This is a genomic window from Dokdonella sp., assembly GCF_035703485.1.
GTDB lineage: Bacteria > Pseudomonadota > Gammaproteobacteria > Xanthomonadales > Rhodanobacteraceae > Dokdonella.
Genome location: NZ_DASSYD010000199.1, coordinates 22,806 through 40,707, shown reverse-complemented (window position 1 = coordinate 40,707; position 17,902 = coordinate 22,806). Strand labels below are relative to the sequence as shown.

The 17,902-nt window shown below is 55.6% G+C and carries 17 protein-coding genes; 12 read left to right on the top strand and 5 right to left on the bottom strand.

Annotated features, from left to right (window positions below; all coding sequences use genetic code 11):
- The 9 genes from VFN25_RS15360 to VFN25_RS15320 all read left to right on the top strand — a co-directional run.
- On the top strand, positions 1–180 hold a 180-nt coding region (locus tag VFN25_RS15360), incomplete at its 5' end, for a pilin (RefSeq protein WP_325143454.1).
- A 148-nt stretch (positions 181–328) separates the two neighbouring features.
- Positions 329–2,254 (top strand): hypothetical protein, encoded by a 1,926-nt coding sequence (locus VFN25_RS15355; protein WP_325143452.1) that lies wholly within the window; start codon positions 329–331, stop codon positions 2,252–2,254.
- Positions 2,255–2,277: 23 nt separating this feature from the next.
- Positions 2,278–3,459, top strand: coding sequence for a DegT/DnrJ/EryC1/StrS family aminotransferase (locus VFN25_RS15350; protein WP_325143450.1), 1,182 nt, complete (start codon positions 2,278–2,280; stop codon positions 3,457–3,459).
- 11 nt (positions 3,460–3,470) lie between these two features.
- Positions 3,471–4,175 carry a WbqC family protein gene (locus VFN25_RS15345; RefSeq protein WP_325143461.1) on the top strand — a complete coding sequence of 235 codons (705 nt, stop codon included), beginning with the start codon at positions 3,471–3,473 and terminating at the stop codon, positions 4,173–4,175.
- Positions 4,172–5,032 carry a sulfotransferase gene (locus tag VFN25_RS15340; protein ID WP_325143447.1) on the top strand — a complete coding sequence of 287 codons (861 nt, stop codon included), beginning with the start codon at positions 4,172–4,174 and terminating at the stop codon, positions 5,030–5,032. The genes VFN25_RS15345 and VFN25_RS15340 overlap by 4 nt, the downstream gene beginning before the upstream one ends.
- Positions 5,033–5,042: 10 nt before the next feature.
- Positions 5,043–5,525, top strand: a complete 483-nt coding sequence (locus VFN25_RS15335) for an oligosaccharide flippase family protein (protein ID WP_325143445.1) — start codon at positions 5,043–5,045, stop codon at positions 5,523–5,525.
- Positions 5,522–7,021, top strand: a complete 1,500-nt coding sequence (locus tag VFN25_RS15330) for a lipopolysaccharide biosynthesis protein (protein ID WP_325143443.1) — start codon at positions 5,522–5,524, stop codon at positions 7,019–7,021. The genes VFN25_RS15335 and VFN25_RS15330 overlap by 4 nt, the downstream gene beginning before the upstream one ends.
- Positions 7,021–7,980 (top strand): glycosyltransferase, encoded by a 960-nt coding sequence (locus tag VFN25_RS15325; protein ID WP_325143441.1) that lies wholly within the window; start codon positions 7,021–7,023, stop codon positions 7,978–7,980. Before VFN25_RS15330 ends, VFN25_RS15325 begins: the two co-directional genes overlap by 1 nt.
- A 169-nt stretch (positions 7,981–8,149) precedes the next feature.
- Complete coding sequence (locus VFN25_RS15320) at positions 8,150–8,770, top strand: class I SAM-dependent methyltransferase (protein WP_325143440.1); 621 nt, start codon at positions 8,150–8,152, stop codon at positions 8,768–8,770.
- A 60-nt stretch (positions 8,771–8,830) separates the two neighbouring features.
- On the opposite strand, the gene VFN25_RS15315 is transcribed toward VFN25_RS15320, so the two are convergent.
- The 5 genes from VFN25_RS15315 to VFN25_RS15295 form a co-directional block, all read right to left on the bottom strand.
- Positions 8,831–9,898, bottom strand: coding sequence for a glycosyltransferase family 2 protein (locus VFN25_RS15315; RefSeq protein ID WP_325143439.1), 1,068 nt, complete (start codon positions 9,896–9,898; stop codon positions 8,831–8,833).
- A gap of 4 nt (positions 9,899–9,902) precedes the next feature.
- Positions 9,903–11,015, bottom strand: coding sequence for a glycosyltransferase family 4 protein (locus VFN25_RS15310; RefSeq protein WP_325143438.1), 1,113 nt, complete (start codon positions 11,013–11,015; stop codon positions 9,903–9,905).
- Positions 11,016–11,143: 128 nt separating this feature from the next.
- On the bottom strand, positions 11,144–12,001 hold the full coding sequence (locus VFN25_RS15305) for a glycosyltransferase family 2 protein (protein ID WP_325143458.1): 858 nt from the start codon (positions 11,999–12,001) through the stop codon (positions 11,144–11,146).
- Positions 12,002–12,460: 459 nt separating this feature from the next.
- Positions 12,461–12,871: a type II toxin-antitoxin system VapC family toxin gene (locus VFN25_RS15300; RefSeq protein ID WP_325143437.1), complete on the bottom strand. Its 411-nt coding sequence runs from the start codon at positions 12,869–12,871 to the stop codon at positions 12,461–12,463.
- The gene (locus VFN25_RS15295) at positions 12,871–13,101 is read right to left on the bottom strand and encodes a type II toxin-antitoxin system VapB family antitoxin (RefSeq protein WP_325143435.1); all 231 of its coding nucleotides are present in this window, start codon (positions 13,099–13,101) and stop codon (positions 12,871–12,873) included. Before VFN25_RS15295 ends, VFN25_RS15300 begins: the two co-directional genes overlap by 1 nt.
- Positions 13,102–13,655: 554 nt before the next feature.
- Here VFN25_RS15295 and pilB point away from each other — a divergent pair.
- The 3 genes from pilB (at position 13,656) to VFN25_RS15280 (ending at position 17,835) form a co-directional block, all read left to right on the top strand.
- Positions 13,656–15,383 carry a type IV-A pilus assembly ATPase PilB gene (gene pilB, locus VFN25_RS15290; protein ID WP_325143433.1) on the top strand — a complete coding sequence of 576 codons (1,728 nt, stop codon included), beginning with the start codon at positions 13,656–13,658 and terminating at the stop codon, positions 15,381–15,383.
- A 3-nt stretch (positions 15,384–15,386) separates the two neighbouring features.
- Positions 15,387–16,664 (top strand): type II secretion system F family protein, encoded by a 1,278-nt coding sequence (locus VFN25_RS15285; RefSeq protein WP_325143431.1) that lies wholly within the window; start codon positions 15,387–15,389, stop codon positions 16,662–16,664.
- Between the two features lie 298 nt (positions 16,665–16,962).
- A complete protein-coding gene (locus VFN25_RS15280) occupies positions 16,963–17,835 on the top strand; it encodes an A24 family peptidase (RefSeq protein WP_325143429.1) in 873 nt (290 codons plus the stop codon).
- Positions 17,836–17,902 lie beyond the last annotated feature (67 nt).

Below are 17,902 nucleotides of genomic sequence, written 5' to 3'. Positions count from 1 at the left end.
TCCATTACGTACACCAATCCAACTGTTACAGTCGTAATGCAAAACGTTGCCGGTGACGTTGATGGCAAGACCATCACCTTGACGGCGAGCGCCACCAAAGTGGCGAGTGGCGTTGTCGATGCGTGGACATGCGCAGGAACGGTTCCGTCGAAGTATCGCCCAGGCACCTGCCAAGGCTGATCCAACCGCTGGATAGCATCTGGCTTTGACATGAAAGCCCCGCCTATTGGCGGGGCTTTTTTTTGGTTCTTCTCCTCTAGCCGACAGAGCTTTAGTGGAAGTGGACCGAAACTGCACTCATCGCAGACCATCCGCTAGACTCCAGAACATGAAACTTTCGACTGAAAACTCCGCATTTGGCTGGCGAGGCGTACTGGCCATATTGGCGGTGTTGGCACTGACTGCCTGGATCTATCTCCCCGGCCTAACCGGCCCTACGCTGCTTGATGACGACCACAATCTTGCCCCGCTGCTGGAATACATCTCCGGTCAGCGTAGCGCCGTCAACGTGATATTCGGCAACCAATCTGGCGAATTGGGTCGGCCCTTGTCCCTAGCCAGCTTCGTCGCCAACGCCGTAGTGACCGGTGCCAGCGTCTATGCGCTCAAGGCCACCAATCTTGCATTGCATCTGCTGACCGGCATTTTCGTCATTCTTCTACTACAGCGCCTGCTTGCACGTGATCCACTCACCGTGCGGCATGCACACTGGATCGGGCTGCTGCTCGGCGCAATCTGGTTGCTGAATCCACTACAAATTTCCACCGTGCTTTACGTGGTTCAGCGTATGGCAATGCTCGCAGCGCTGTTCTCAATTGCCGCCCTGCTCGCCTACGTTGCTGGCCGAGAACGCATCGAACGTGGACAACCCGGTGCCGGCTGGCTGCTTTTCGGTGCGTTCCCACTGTTCTTGCTTCTCGGCCTGGCCAGCAAGGAAAATGCTGCTTTGATCCCTCTGCTGATTGCCGTGCTTGAATGGACCTTGTTCGCACCTGCACGCAGCACTGGATCAAATTCGAATTCAGGCCCGAAACTGTTGAAGACGTGGCTGGCGCTGTTTGTCGCGATACCCGTGGGGTTGGGTATGGTCGCGCTTATATGGTTGCACGATGGCCTGCTCAATTATGCGGGTCGCGACTTTACCCTGATCGAACGATTGCTTACCGAAGCGCGCATCCTTTGGGATTACATCGGTGCCTGGTTGTTGCCCGTTGGCGATCAACTAGGCGTGTTTCACGACAATTACTTGCTATCGACGGGCCTGTTGTCACCGCCCACGACAATAGTTGCGCTACTGGGTTGGGGTGCAATCATCGGACTGGCACTCTATTTACGGCGACGCGCACCGCTATTTTCAGTGGGGGTCCTCTTTTTCTTGTGCGGCCATCTGCTCGAATCCAGCATCCTGCCACTTGAACTGTATTTCGAGCACCGCAACTACCTGCCTAGTCTGGGGCTGTTACTGGCGCTGACCGGGCTGGTTGCATGGTTGAGTCAACGACTACCTCAAGGCACGTCCATATCTCACCGTTTGGGTTTCTTGATCCTGATTGCCTTACTCCCCGCCTATGCCTTCACCACTTGGGTTCAAGCCAGCATTTGGGGCAAACCGACACTATTCTGGGCACAACAGGAGGCCTCCCATCCCGACTCGGTTCGAGTCAGAGCTGAACTATCAAATCAGGCGATCGAAGCCAAAAACTTGCCGGAAGCCTTACGTCAAATCGACTTGATGGAACCCTACGTATCTCCAAAAGACGCGATGATGCCCCAACTTCGGCGGATCCTGGCCTATTGCCTCACCAATCAACCCGTACCTGCCGATGTCTTTGCTCGTATCGAGCAAGCTGCACACGGAGAAGTCAGCAACTACACGGTCCAAGTCTGGCCAGCCGTTGCCAACTCGATTGAATCCGGCAAATGTCCTGTAGTGGACGCCAACCGCCTAGCCGATATCGGCATAAACTGGCTGGGGCAAACAAGCGGAGGAAGAAACGATTGGTTGGCACGTTTTTCACTTTCACTGCTGCTGGCCTCACAAAGCCGTTTTGTCGAGGCGGAGGCCGAGGCGCAGCGCGCATGGAAGGAAAGCGGTCACCATCCCCATTTTGGCGTCTTCCTTTACCAGTTGGAAGGTACACTGGAAAATACCGCTGCCCAGAAAGAAATCTTGCGAGAGCTGGAAAAGCACGTTGGCAAGGGCGACCGCTATGTTGACCACGCGGTACAAGAATTTCGGAAGGCGCGGCAATAGCTTTCAATGCGAGAGGCGAAGCAGTGGCGCACAAGATCATTCGTAACAAAGCCGATCTCGCCATCAATGGTGCGCCGCCCGCGTTTGAGCAACCTTTACACGTAGGCCGCCCGAACATAGGCGATCGCGATGCATTCCTGCAGCGCGTCAACCAGATCCTCGACAGCCAGTGGCTGACCAACAACGGGCCAATGGTGCAGGAGTTCGAGCAGCGTATTGCCACCCATCTTGGCGTCAAACATTGCGTCGCTATGTGCAATGGCACTATCGCACTCGAAATCGCCATCCGAGCTCTCGGTCTCGGAGGCGAAGTGATCGTACCGTCGTGGACCTTCGTTGCTACCGCGCATGCGCTCTATTGGCAAGGCATCACACCGGTATTCGCCGACATTGATCCCACGACTCATAATCTCGATCCTGAAGCCGTACGGCGCATGATCACGCCACGTACCACCGGCATTATTGGTGTGCACCTATGGGGTCGTGCGGCACCCATCGACGAGTTGCAGGCGATTGCCGACGAGCACGGACTTAAACTGATGTTCGATGCTGCGCACGCCTTCGGCAGCACCTACAAAGGGCAGACCATCGGCAGGTTCGGCGCGTGCGAAGTGCTCAGCTTTCATGCCACCAAATCTTTCAACACCTTTGAAGGTGGTGCTGTCGTAACCAACAACGACGAGTTGGCCGAAGCCGTTCGCCTGATGCGAAACTTTGGTTTCCATGGCTATGACAACGTTATTCACCCAGGCACAAACGGCAAGATGATCGAGCTGTGTGCGGCGATGGGGCTGACCAACCTGGATGCGCTGGACGACGTCATTGCAATCAACATGCGCAATCACGCCGCTTATGCTGAAGCATTTGCCGATACTCCCGGCATCAGTGTACTGAAATACGATCCGACCGAACGCAACAGTCATCACTACGTCGTCCTCGAAATCGGTGAAGGCTGTGTTTCAACTCGCGACCAGATCATCTCCTCCTTGCAGGCCGAGAACATCCTCGCGCGCAAGTACTTCTGGCCGGGATGCCACAGGATGAAACCATATCGGGACCTGTTTCCCCATGCGGATCTAGTGCTGGGTGAGACAAGCGCCCTTGCTGCACGAATTATTGTTCTCCCTACTGGCGCAGCACTCGATTCAGATCAAGTCTCGATCATCTCCGCAGTCATTCGGATCGTCGCAGGCGCCGGAACGTGATCGCGGCAATAATGCAACCGTACTTTGTCCCATACATAGGCTACTTCCAGCTTATGCACGCGGTCGACGTCTTCGTACTATACGATGATGCACAGTACATGAAAGGTGGCTGGATAAATCGCAACCGCATACGCAACAATCAAAATGTTGGATGGCTTACATTACCAGTCCGTAGCTCAAACTTTCGCGCTCCAATTAATCAACGCGAGTATCAGCTTTCCAGCGGCCTCGCTATACGTCGTGTTAAAAAGCGCCTGGAGGAAAGCTATTTGAAAGCCCCATATGGCATTGAGCTGCTTCCATTCATTACCGGGCTTCTTGAAACCAACGTCACCAATGTGGCTGCATTTAATGCGCAATCGTTGAACACTATTTCAAAGGCGCTCGGCATTGGTTGCAAATTCCTGACAGCGTCGACAATTGACCTGCCGGCCAATCTGAAAGGGCAGGCAAAAGTCATAAGTCTCTGCCGAGCCATTGGTGCAACCCAATACGTCAACTCCGTTGGCGGTATCGACCTTTACAATGAAGATAAATTTCAGGAGGCCGGGGTACAGCTGTCATTCTTGCGCACGACAGCGGCGCCAACCTTGCTGGGCAACGCAGCGCACTATCTTTCGATCATTGACACGCTCTTGTGGAAGGGGATTGCTGGAACCCGTGAGCAACTTTCCAACTATGAACTATTTAGCTCCAATGTAGAGCTGACCACATGACTGAATTTCAGCCCATCATTGTTGGAATTCATGGTGCCCCGCGATCAGGAACAAGCTGGCTTGGTCAATTATTCAATAGCAATGAGCACGTCGCCTATCGCTATCAGCCCTTCTTCGCTCATTCCTTTCGTGAACGTGTCAACAGCCATACCGACTCGGCAGGCTTGCAAGCATTCTTTACCGACCTTCTCGAATCACGAGACGAGTTCCTGCTTCAGACCGGCGAGAAAAAGCTTGCTCGAAGCACGCCCTCGTTCAAAAAATCCAACATTACGCACTTGGTCTACAAGGAAGTCAGATTTCACCATCTACTGCCACACCTTTTAGAGTCGATGCCGAACATGAAGGCAATCGGGATCGTGCGAGATCCGCGCGACGTCCTGGCCTCATGGGCAAATGCTCCTCGCGAATTCGATCCCATGTGGTCACTCGAGCGCGAGTGGCGGCACGCAGAAAGGAAGAATGCCGGGCGTGAAGAAAATTGGTATGGATTCGAGCGATGGAAGGCATTGGCACGGTCGCTCGTTGAGCTTGAGAAGCAGTGGCCGGATCGTTGTCTTTTGGTTCGCTACGAGGATCTAGTCAAGAACCCGCGTGACACACTCGGATTATTATTTGACTTTTGCGGACTCGCATCAAACGAGCAAGTTGATGACTTCATACAGGACTCGACTTCCCGGACCGACAACGAGCCTTATGGAGTATTCCGCAACCACGGAGAATTCGGATCCACAAATGGATTGGACGAATGCATCGCCGACCTTATAGCTGACGAACTGCGCGGCACATGCCTTACGAGATTCGTTTCGGCGAGGCCTCTCGAAGGAATGGGCAACGGCGATGTACCAATCCTGTAGTCAGCCATTAGTGACTATTGCCTGCCCCCCCATCGAAACCATCCTGAAGCAGAGCAATCGGTTTCGTCCCGGCATCTTTTTGGCGCGCATACTGCTACCAGTGGAATTTTACCTCCGGGCCATGCTCGGCTTTTTCACCGCATTTGCCGGCGTGCTGATGATTCGCGTGCTGGGCAAAGGATCACGGATAGCGAGTCTTTTCGTCGCAGCACTGTCGATCGTGCTGGCGCTGCGTGGCGCGGGGGTACGGGCATTGGCGGTACACAGGCTCGCGGCACCCTTCTTGAATTTTCTCTCTACCTGGCGGACGCAGCGCTGGAATTGTATCGCCACCTTCAATATTCAAGACTTTCGCAAAACCCTTGCCTTCGGTGACTTCGTGCTTGCTGCCGATGTTCTCAACGACCTGAACGCATGCGTGCATACCCTGTTTATCGGGATGTCCAATTCAAGCAATGGGCTAGGCGTCTATCCCCGGAGCGTAACCGCATGAGCGACCATCATGCACCAACGCCGACGCAGCGTGCCGCCCATGCAACACTCTGGAGCGCGCTGGAGATCACGGCACGCTACGGTGTGCAGTTTTTTGTTGTCCTGGTTCTCGCCCGCCTTTTATCGCCGAGCGACTTCGGCTTGATCGCGATGCTTCTGGTATTCACCAGCATCGGAGCACTACTGGTGGACTCCGGGTTCAGCACGTCACTCATTCAGCGCCAACACACAACGGCCGACGATGAAACCACGGTGTTCTGGTTCACCTGCGTCATTAGTCTTGTCCTGTTCCTCGTTCTGTGGATTGCCGCACCTGTCATAGCCAACTTCTATCAGCAAGCCGAGCTTGGGTCACTTATGCGATTGGTGGCATGGGTTCTGCCGCTAAGTGCACTTTCCGCAGTTCCCGACGCCATACTGACTCAGCAACTGCGCTTCAAGGTGCGAGCCAAGGCGGAAGCCATTGGCGTACTAGGCTCCGCCACTGTTGCCATCAGCCTGGCTTGGGGCGGATATGGCGTGTGGAGTCTCGCCTGGCAGATTGTCACAGCCGCCGCGTTGCGGGGGGTGCTGCTCTGGATCCACTCCGGGTGGCGACCTGGCGGGCGATTCAACATTGCATCATTCCGGAGCTTGTTCAGCTTTGGCAGCTACATGTTCCTTGCAAATTTGCTGGGCGTGGCTTCACTTAGATTGCAATCGTTACTGATCGGCAAGCTATTTGCGCCCGATACCCTTGGATATTACACATTGGCGCAAAATGTGCAGCAGGCGCCCTCGTCATTCATGAGCGGCATCCTCAACCGGGTCGGCCTACCCGTGTTTTCAAGTGTCGCCGACCAACCTCAGAAGTTGATTGCTGCATTGCGATTCTCACTGCGCATTGCATTGTTCTTGTTTGTGCCTTGCATCGTTGGTATTGCGGTGATCGCCAAACCGTTAATCATCGCTTTGTATGGCGCCCGCTGGGCACCTGCAGCGCCTCTCTTGACCATTCTCTCGCTGAGCGCCATTTTTTGGCCGCTACACGTCTTGAATCTGGCGGCCATCGGCGCACGGGGGCGGTCCGACCTTGTGTTCCGCCTCGAGGTCATCAAACGCATTATTTCCATAGGCCTGATCATCGCGGGCAGTCCTTGGGGTGCGATCGGCATCGCGTGGGCGGTGCTTATATCAAGCTTGTTCGCAGCCGTAATCAACACCTGGTATTCGAAGAAGCTCCTCGGCTACGGCGCAGTCGCTCAGTTACGTGATCAACTGGCAACCCTGATGTTGACCGTATGCGCGGCTGCATCCGGATGGGCTGTACTACACTTGATGGCTACAGGGAAGACTGCGATGTTACTGGCGATTGTCGTTGCTGCCATAGCGTATCTCGGCGGAGCCGTGATCAGCCGTAGTCAGGCGCTAAGAGAGCTGCTGCAATTGTGTGGCACGATGGCGACTGGCAAGGAATACGGCGCTGCGGACCAGCCGGACGAGCCGGACGTGCGTTGATGAAAGAACGATCATTGATTTCAGTATGCATAGTCACGTTAAATCAGCGTCGCTATGTTCGTCAATGCGTTGAGAGTGTACTTGAGCAATCAGTTGATGCTGATCTGGAAATTCTCGTTGGAGACGATTGCTCCAGCGATGGAACGAGCGAGATTGTGGCAGAGTTGGCGGCCGCGCACCCCGATGTGATTAGCCATTTCCGTCACAACCCAAGGCTTGGCGCATTCGAAAACATGAAGGGCTTGATCGGCCGCGCGAGCGGCGACTTCATTGCCCGTGTGGACGCAGATGACTATTGGTTGCCGGGCAAGCTCGAACGTCAGCTTGACTATTTGGTGGAGAATCCGGACTGTTCTGCGGTGTATACCAACGCGTTGACGATCGATGACGCCGGGAATGCAATCGGACGATTCAACGATATCGGAGATCAGCAATTCGACCTGGCCGAGATGCTGCGCAGAGGCAATTTCCTCAACAACAGCTCCGTGTTGTTTAGACCACAAGGCAAGCTTGCTTGGCTCGGCGCAGAAAAGCGACAAATTGACTATTGGGCGCACCTTTTTCATGCCCGCAACGGTTTCCTTGCGCAAATTGGAGAACCACTTACCGCGTATCGGGTGAGTTCTGCCGGATCGATGGTTGCGCATGCCAACGAGCACGTACGCAAAATGTATTGGGAGGCCATCATGAGCGTACCTCGGGAACTGATCTCCGACGATGACCTGGCCCACGGCATCGCAGATTTCATGCGCCGCGCCTTCTATCGCGCACTTCTCACGCGCAACGCGACCCTGCTCAAGGAATGGATACCGCGTGCCTTGGCCGCATCACCTTTTGGCGCAATCCGAACGGGCGCATTGGTGCTCGGTTCCATCATCCGCATGGCATACAAGGAGCTGATCGGGCGCATGCAGAAGGACGCGCAGGGCCGTAGATTACGCGTTCTATATCGTCGCTAGTTCGCCACGCAGGAAGACAATGAATTTCATGAAGCTCGCCAAATATGCACTTGCCGGTTGGCTACCGGGTGGTCGCAAGCAATGCGTAATGTGCGGCCGCCACGTATGGCGTTTCATGCCGTATATGGGTGGCTCAAAAGGTGGCCCGGGATTGATGCATGCCATTGACATGATCGGCAGCAATCCCGATCAGTTCGAGTGCCCACGTTGCGGCGCCCATGATCGCGAACGTCATCTTTTTATGTATCTGGAAGAAACGGGCCTGCTCGCAAACCTGGCAGGCAAGTCAGTGCTGCATTTTGCACCGGAGAAGCGACTCGGACAGCACATATCGGCGGCTACTCCAGCACGTTACGTGCCGTGCGATCTCTACCCCGGTTCGCCAGATGTGCAACGCGTCGACATGCTCGACATGCCATTTGATGAAGGCACGTTTGATCTTGTCATCGCAAACCATGTGCTTGAGCATGTGGACGATGACTTGAAGGCGCTGAGTGAAATCCGTCGCGTACTAAAGCCGGGCGGGCATGCCATCCTGCAGACACCGTACAGCGCAAAATTGCACCACACTTGGCAGGACCCTGGTATTGATACAGACGCAGCGCGATCGCAGGCTTATGGGCAGGCCGACCACGTTCGATTGTTCGGTCGAGATATTTTTGTGCGTTTTACATCGACAGGACTGGTTTCGTGTGTGCGGCAACACGATGAGGTATTGCCTGGAGTGGATGCCATCAAGCTCGGCGTCAATCCGAAAGAACCCTTGTTTCTGTTCCGCCGTCCAGATTGATATCTGGCTGGGACCATTTAGATGGCCGGGCCGGTGTTCGCTGATCGTTGGAACACAGACTTACTTCAATGTGGGCACACCATATCGCAGCAACATGGCAAGCTTGCGTGGGAGCAGCGTCATGCAACGTGCATACTTTCGCAGGGTTGTGCGCCGGGAAAGTTGAACTTCTTGACGAAGTTTGCGCAACCGGCCCAGATCACTGAAAACATACCATAGCGTCGGCGCGTAGATCTCCCGCCAAATTCGGCTATCCATTCTGAACAGGGTCAACGCAACACCCTCAATGGCCAGTACGAAAGCATGCAGCACGACTAACGGCCAAACCAGCAAGGTGGGCGTGCAGATCACCATCACGGCTGTCTTGTTGCGCTCGCTCAGCCGCCTGCGACGAAAGGTGGTCTGCAAACGATTCGCATCGACGCGACTACCGCCGAAGCTGGCACCTTGCCGGTGACGATAGCCACTACTTTGAGTAACCTGGACAGGCATATCCTGTAATCGGGCGCGGCAACTCAAAAACATGTCTTCTGCAATCGAGCCCATCCACTCCGGGAATCCGCCGAGGTGGTTCCACAATGATCGCGGCAAGAACAGACATGCACCAATTCCCATTGCCACCTCAGACCGGCTACGGTCAAGATTCGGCACTGGGTTGTAGAACAGATCCAGCAGACAACCACGGTCAACCAGCTCGTTGGTCTCCCAGTCGTACTGAGGCATGGTCAGGATGCCCGCTGGGGACTGCGCGCGAGCTGCTTCGAGAAGCGTAAGCAGCGCATCAGAATGCAGTGCCGCATCATTGTTCAACAGCAGGACGAACTCACCACGCGCATGCGCCACCATGCGGTTGTTGCCGATGCAGAAACCTGCATTTTCCAGACCGGCAAGCACCTCCACCTGAGGATACTTCGCGCACAACAAGGCAACGGATTCATCCGTCGAGGCATCATCATGAACAATGATTTCGATGCTGACATCGCCCTGCTGTGACAGCACTGAATCCAGGCAGTCTTCCAGCAATCCGGAACCGTTGTAGTTGGCAATGCAGATCGAGCAGACCGGATGTTGTGGCCGTCTCAATGCCTGATGATGTTCAACCAAACCCATTTTCGCCTCAGCCTCCATGCATTCACGAGGATCCAAGCAGTCGCTGATAGATCTGCACATAGCGATTCGCGCAGTCATCCCATGTACCGATTTCGCGAGTAGCCCAACGCCGCGCAGCTTCACCCATGCGTTGATTGATCAACTTATCCTCCAATACCAGCAGGGCCTTGACGTAGCTGTCAGTGTCGTCGCACAACAACCCGGTTTCCCCGTCGAAGACGATCTCGGCATGCGCTGGCATCCTCGAAGCAATGATGGGAAGGCTCGACGCCATAGCCTCCAGCATCACCTGCGGGCGACCTTCCGCATGGCGGCTCAGGGTAATCAGGCCACAAGCGCCAGGAAACCATTCCGACAGCAATTGTTCGGGCGTGGCGGGGCCATGATAGTGAACCCAGTCTGGAACCTGGACGCCTTCCTGCATGGGGCCGAAAAGGTGCAATTCGCGATCGCCATCAGCGAAGAACTTTTCCGACCAATCGAACAGTGGCCCCAGTTTGTTCGCGGTTAGCCGCGTGACAACGAGCCAGCGATGTGGTTTCGCGACGACGGGTTCACGCCTGATCGCATACCAATCCGGATTGATGCCGAAAGGAACCGGACAAATCTCGGCAATGTCTCCAAACGCGGCTTCAAGCGCAGGCCGCATCCAGTCTGCGTTGGGGCAAATGGCTACCCTGCGCTTCTTCATGACCCTGCGCAGCATCACGCGCATGAACGGCAATTTCAGAAGCTTGAGATCATTGCCCAATACCGTGATCAAGGCTGGTTTTCGATTGCGTGGAAGCGGTAGCGCACACTGCAGCCAGTTGATGTGATAGATATCTTGATCCGGATTGGCCCGATAGGCGCCGCCAATCTTGCGCAAGAGACGCAGCGGTTCAAGCCATGTGCGCCACCCACCACTACGCATCAAGTGTGATATGCCACCAGCCGCCATGAGTGCTGCCAACCACTCGGCATCGTCGCGGGACAGGACGCTTTTCGCTCGATCGGGTAGCTCGCCAGGTGGGGCCCAAACATTCAGCCTGATCGATGGGGCACGCACCAGCGCGGCGACCAGATGATGCATGAATATCCCGCGCCAGTCGGAAACATCTCGTGGGTATGAGGTACTGATGAAAAGTACCTTCATCGGCTCGATCCCGCTTTTTTTTCGGTAGAAATCGAGCAACGGAAAGGGCTGAAAGTAGGGCACCTACTTGCTGTCGCTACCTGCGCAAGCCCGCCATCCGCCAGCGTACGAAAGTGCCGATTGCTCATTCACTTTTCGCGTCGGTAGGTCAACGCCGTGATCTGCTCGGAGATAAGTCCAATCAGAAACACGATGACTGCAGCGCTCCACATCAAGGTGCTCATGTTGGTCAGGCGATGGAAGGTATAGAGCGTGTAGGCATAGTTTCCAGTACCAAGCAAAAAGAACACGACACTGGTCGGCACGAATAGCTTCAACGGCGAATACAGCGTAGCGATCTTGAAGATGATCAACAGAAAGCGGATGCCATCCTTCAGTAGTCGTATATGGCTGTTTGTACCTACACGCTTGGCCACGGGGATCGGCACATAGGCGACTGGATAGGCGCTGCGGAAGAATGCCATGGTGCTGGTGGTCGGGTAGCTGAAGCCGTTTGGTAGCAGGTGCAGAAATTCTCTGAATTTCTCTGCGCGAACAGCGCGGAAGCCGGAGGTGAGGTCGAGTACGGCGTGGCCGGTCATGCGACTGGCCAACCAGTTGTACAAGGAGTTGGCGAGGCCACGATGGAAGTTGGCTTGGCCGGAGCCGTCGCGTGCGCCAACGACCATGTCGTAGCCTTGGTCGAGTTTTTCGAGCAGCGTCGCAATCAGGGCTGGATCGTGCTGACCGTCTGCATCCATGAAAACGATGATCTCGCCGGTCGCTGCGCGCGCGCCGCGTTTGATCGCGGCGCCGTTTCCCATCGAGTAGGGATTGTTGAGCGCTGTTATTTCATGGGTGACGCAGAGTTTTGCGGTTTCGTCGGTGGAACCGTCGTTTACCACGATGATCTGGGCGTCGGGTTGCGCAGCCTTGAGGCGCGGCAGCAGATCGGCCAGCGCGGCGGCTTCATTTTTGGCGGGCAGGACGATGCTCAGGCTCAAAATGCGGGCTCCCCAGAGTGAAGGGGAATCATAGCGCGCAATGGCGTTGGTGGCTTGGGTTGGAATTTTTGCGACACAAGAAGGGTTTGGAGTTCATCCTTCGACTGGCTCAGGACGAACGGTTTTTCTATGCGGCGACCTGAGGCTGCCCTTCGGCGAGCGAACGGTTGAGGTAAATCTGACTCATCCGGAAGCATCGCGGCTGAAGCCGCCTCCTACGAAAAGCGGCGATTTCGCGGCAACAATCAATTTCGACACGATCGCACCCCCGGCTCTTCGTAGGAGAGGCATTTATGCCCGATGCTCCTACCCAATCGCCAATAAGACCAAACGCATCGCGGCTGAAGCCGCCTCCTACGAAAAGCTTGGCGCGTGTGGATTTCTGTCGTGGGAGTTGCCCTTCGATTGGCTCTGGGCGAACGGCCATATTGAAGAGCGCTGCGGCGATCTACAACAGCGCTCTCATTCCGCCCAGTTCTCCAGCTTCAGATCTTTGACGCGCTCGAATTCACGGACATTGTTGGTGACTAGCGTCAGTCGAGCCGCGCGCGCGTGCGCAGCAATCCAGAGATCGTTCGCTCCGATCAGCGTTCCGCGAGCGGAAAGCTCGGCACGAATGTCGCCGTAGTGTTCGGCAGCATCTGGGGGCAGTGGCAACTCAGGAACCAGTTCGAGCAGCGCGTTCAGCCGCTGCAGGGCGTCCTCACGCCGCATGCTTTTGGCGATGCCGTAGTGCAATTCGCCGCATACCACCACGGAAGTGGCTGCGTGTCCCGGCGCAAGACGATCTACATGCGCGCGGAGCGCTGGATAGCGCCCAGACAATATGTAGATGAGTATGTTGGTATCCAGCAAATAGCGCGGAGCAGCCATTACAATTCCTCGCGCTCCTGTACCGGCAGATCCGGAATGGCTTTTGGCGTGATGTCATCCGGCCATGGCGGCAGCGGGTCGAGCACGTCGCTCAGGCTTGGTCGCTTTTCGCGCAGAACTATTTCGTCGCCGCGACGAAATATAGCCACCTCGTCCGTACTGAAGCGAAACGCCTTGGGCAAGCGCACAGCCTGGCTGTTGCCGGATTGAAATACTTTGGCGGTAGTCATGTAAGTGACCTTCAAAATGGATATACGTTGAGTATATACATAGTTCTTACTGGTGTCACCGTGGCTGCTTTCAATAGCCGAATGGCTGGTCAAGCCGCTTCTTGCGAGGAGTTTGCCGAACCATAATTGGAAGCTATCTCAGGCTTTCGGCAATTTGAGTTCATCCTTCAACAAGCTCGAAGCCTGCGCCGGGCTCGATCAGGGGGCGAACGGTTGGTTTTGGAGCATCGCGGCTGAAGCTGCCTCCTACAGAGAGTCTGGCGTTTGAATTGCTTTCGCGGGAGTGGCCCTTCGGCTGGCGCCGGACGAGCGGCTTTTTCTTGAAACGGTTTGGGGTGGCCCTTCGAAAGGCTCGGAACCAGTGACTGGAATGGATCAGGCATCCCGGCGTCAGAAGGGGTGCCGAAGGCTACTGAGGCGGCAATTTCCCCAACTTCCGACCCATTGGCCAAAATTTATGTGTATTGGGACACTATACTGCTCGACGGGTGTTCTTTCGGCACCGCATTTGCGGTAGATTCAGCAGTGTATTCGGGGACTTGCACGACATTCTTATGGCAACACAGATGAATCCAACTTCTTTGACCGGTCTTTCCGGTATCAGCCGACGGCTGGTTGCGGAGGGATTGATTGGTGAAAGTGAAGCGCGCAAGGCCATTGAGGATGCCGGCAAGCAGAAAATTCCGATCGGCGCCTGGCTCTCGGAGAATGGCTTGGTGCCGAGTCAGCAGATTGCCCTGGCGTCCGCTTTCGAGTTTGGTGTACCGCTTTTTGATGTCACCGCGCTGGACCTGAGCCAGATCCCGATCAAGCTGGTCAAGGAAGAGTTGATCAACAAACACAAGGCGCTACCGCTATTCAAACGCGGTAACCGCTTGTTCGTTGGTGTTTCCGATCCGACCAACCTGCGTGCGCTGGATGACATCAAGTTCCAGTCCAATCACATCATCGAGCCGATCCTGGTCGATGAGCAGCAACTCGACCGTGCAATCGAGAATGCGCATAACATTACCAGCACGACCATCGATGACATGGAGGACGCCGAAGGTCTGGAAAATCTCGATCTCGGCGATGTCAGCGACGATGACGGCGGCACCGGTGTCGATGCCAACAGTGCCGACGATGCCCCCGTGGTGCGTTTCGTCAACAAGGTGCTGGTCGATGCGATCAAGCGCGGCGCCTCGGATATCCATTTCGAACCGTACGAAACCAATTACCGTGTGCGCCTGCGCATGGATGGCATGCTCAAGCATGTCGCCTCACCGCCAATCCGCCTGACCCCGCGCATTTCCTCGCGCATCAAGGTCATGGCGGGTCTCGACATTGCCGAGCGGCGCGTGCCTCAGGATGGACGCATCAAGCTCAACCTGTCGAAAACCAAATCGATCGACTTCCGCGTCAGCACCTGCCCGACCCTGTTTGGCGAAAAAATCGTCATGCGTATTCTCGACGGCTCGGCCGCGAAGATGGGTATCGACAAACTCGGTTACGAGGATGATCAACGCGATCTGTTTCTCGAGGCCATCGAAAAGCCTTACGGCATGGTGCTGGTAACCGGACCAACCGGTTCGGGCAAAACGGTATCTCTCTATACCGCGCTCAATATTCTCAACACCGAAGGGCGCAATATCTCGACGGTTGAAGATCCGGTCGAAATCCGTGTGCCGGGCATCAATCAGGTACAACAAAACGCGAAGCGCGGCATGACTTTCGCCGCGGCACTTCGATCATTTCTGCGTCAGGATCCTGACGTGGTGATGGTCGGCGAAATTCGAGACCTGGAAACTGCCGAGATCGCGATCAAGGCCGCGCAAACCGGTCACATGGTTTTGTCGACCCTGCATACCAACGATGCGCCGCAGACCATTGCGCGCCTGATGAACATGGGAATTGCGCCGTACAACATCACTTCTTCGGTAACCCTGATCATTGCACAGCGCCTTGCGCGTCGATTGCATACCTGCAAGCGCCCGTTGGAGCTTCCTGCAGCTGCGCTGCTGGCGGAAGGATTCAGCCAGGAGGATATTGATGCAGGTATGCAATTGCAGGAAGCCGTTGGATGCTCGGGCTGCAATGAGGGTTACAAGGGTCGCATGGGCATCTATCAGGTGATGCCGCTGACCGATTCAATTTCAAAAATCATTCTTTCTGGTGGTTCTGCCCTGCAGATTGAGGAGCAGGCAAAAGCTGACGGCATCCGCGATCTTCGCGCCTCCGCCCTGCTCAAAGCCAAAAACGGACTCACCAGCCTCGCCGAAATCAACCGAGTGACCAAGGACTAAGCCATGGCAACCACGAGCGCAACTGCCCGAGCCGGCGTCAAGACCAACGCGGGTAAATCGCGTGCTTCGCTGAGCAAGATGGATACCTACGTCTGGGTCGGGCTCGACAAGCGCGGCCAGAAGATGAAAGGCGAGATGACGACCAAGACGGCCAGTCTGGTCAAGGCCGAGCTTCGCCGTCAGGGCATCAATCCGCAGACCGTCAAGGCCAAGCCCAAACCAATATTCGGATCGGCTGGCAGCACGATCAAATCACGCGACATTTCAATTTTCAGTCGCCAGCTTGCCACGATGATGGCTGCGGGCGTGCCGATGGTGCAGGGATTTGAGATTGTCGCTGGTGGCCAGACCAATCCACGCGTCAAGGATATGCTGGTTGATATCAAGACCGAGATCGAAGGTGGTGCTGCCCTCAACGAGGCGCTAGGCAAATATCCGGTCCAGTTCGATGAGCTTTACCAAAACCTGGTCAAGGCGGGCGAATCTGCAGGTGTTCTCGACACCATTCTGGACACCATCGCGAACTATCAGGAAAACATCGAAGCGATCAAAGGCAAGATCAAGAAAGCCATGTTCTACCCGGCCATGGTCCTTTCTGTCGCGGTGCTGGTTTCGTGCATCCTGTTGATCTTCGTGATTCCGCAGTTCGAAACAGTTTTCTCGAACTTCGGTGCCGATCTGCCTGCCTTCACGCAAATGCTCGTCGGCATGTCGAAGTTCATGGTTTCCTACTGGTGGCTGGTGTTGGCGTGGGTGATTGGTGCGGTCGTGGTATTGAGGGTCATCTACAAACGATCAACCAAGTTTCAGCACTTTGTTGGCCGCAGCATGCTCAGGCTTCCGGTAATTGGACAGGTTCTTCGCCAATCCGCCATGGCGCGTTTTTCGCGCACTTTGGGCGTTACCTTCAAGGCGGGCGTCCCGCTGGTTGAAGCGCTGGATTCGGTCGCTGGTGCTACCGGTAGCGTGGTCTATAACGATGCCGTCAAGCGCATTCGCGAAGATGTGGCCGTCGGCCACCAACTCCAGTTGGCCATCCGTCAGACAGGCCTGTTTCCGAACATGGTCGTGCAAATGGTAGCAATTGGTGAGGAATCCGGTGCGCTCGATACGATGCTGTTCAAGATCGCCGAGTTTTACGAGCAGGAAGTCAACAATGCCGTGGATGCGTTGTCCAGCTTGTTGGAACCCTTCATCATGATCATCATCGGCATTATCGTCGGCGGCATGGTGGTGGGTATGTACCTGCCAATCTTCAAGCTTGGTTCGGTTGTTGGTTGATCGACTTCTTGTCGTGACGCTTGCCACCTTCGCAGAGGCGGCAAGCATACAGACGAACCACGACATTTCGTAGGAGCGCCTGCAGGCGCGAGGTCATCTGGCTGGACATGAAAGAACTCGCCCGTTAGCGGACTCCTGCAAACTCCACTCGAATTCAGCCGTAGGAGCGCCTTCAGGGGCGTAGCTTTCATCCGTATCCACCAAGCTCTCGCCCCTGACGGGGCTACTACGATATTTCCGTCGCCTTGCTTGTCGACTTGTTCATGACCGGCTCGGCTTCGCCAGGGGAATTGTGTTGATGGACTGGTCTTGGCTTGAACACCCGGCTGCGTTGATTCCAGTGGTGGCGGTACTGGGCTTGCTGGTTGGCAGCTTTCTCAATGTCGTGATCTTGCGTCTGCCGCGCCGCCTTGAATTCGACTGGATGTCGCAGGCCCGTGAATTTCTGGGTCAGACCGAGCCCGACGCAGAGGAAGTACCGCCCGATCTGGTTTTCAAGAGTTCGCATTGCCCGCACTGCAAGCATGGCTTGTCGCCACTTGACAATATTCCACTGCTGAGCTTTCTCTTCCTGCGCGGGCGCTGTCGCTACTGCAAGACGGCCATTTCCTGGCAATACCCGTTGATTGAGCTGATCAGTGGCGTGGCCTGCGCGATCATCGCTTGGAAGTTCGGCTTCGGCCTGCAATTGCTGGCCGGTCTGGTCTTCACCTGGATACTGATCGCTGCATCTGGTATCGACGCACGCACGCAATTGTTGCCGGATCAATTGACCCTGCCCTTGCTTTGGCTTGGACTGGTGCTGTCGCTGGTGCCGATCTTTGTCGACCCGTCGACCTCGATCATCGGTGCGGCCATTGGTTGGCTGAGCTTGTGGTCGGTGTTCTGGCTGTTCAAGCTGATGACCGGCAAGGAAGGCATGGGCTACGGCGATTTCAAATTGCTTGCGGCGCTGGGTGCCTGGATGGGCGCAATGGCTTTGCTACCGATCATCCTGCTGTCTTCGCTGATTGGCGCCATCGTCGGCGGGATCGCGCTTGCGGCCCAGAGCAAGGATAAAAGCACCCCGATACCATTCGGACCGTTCATCGCGGCCGCTGGTTGGGCATGGTTTGTGTTTGGAAATGAGCTGACAGGCCTTTATCAGCAATGGTTCTTGATTGCGCAGTAGACCCAGCATGCATCTTCCTTGCCGGAGGTCTATTCAGCGTTGGGTTAATCGCGAACGAGGGCACACC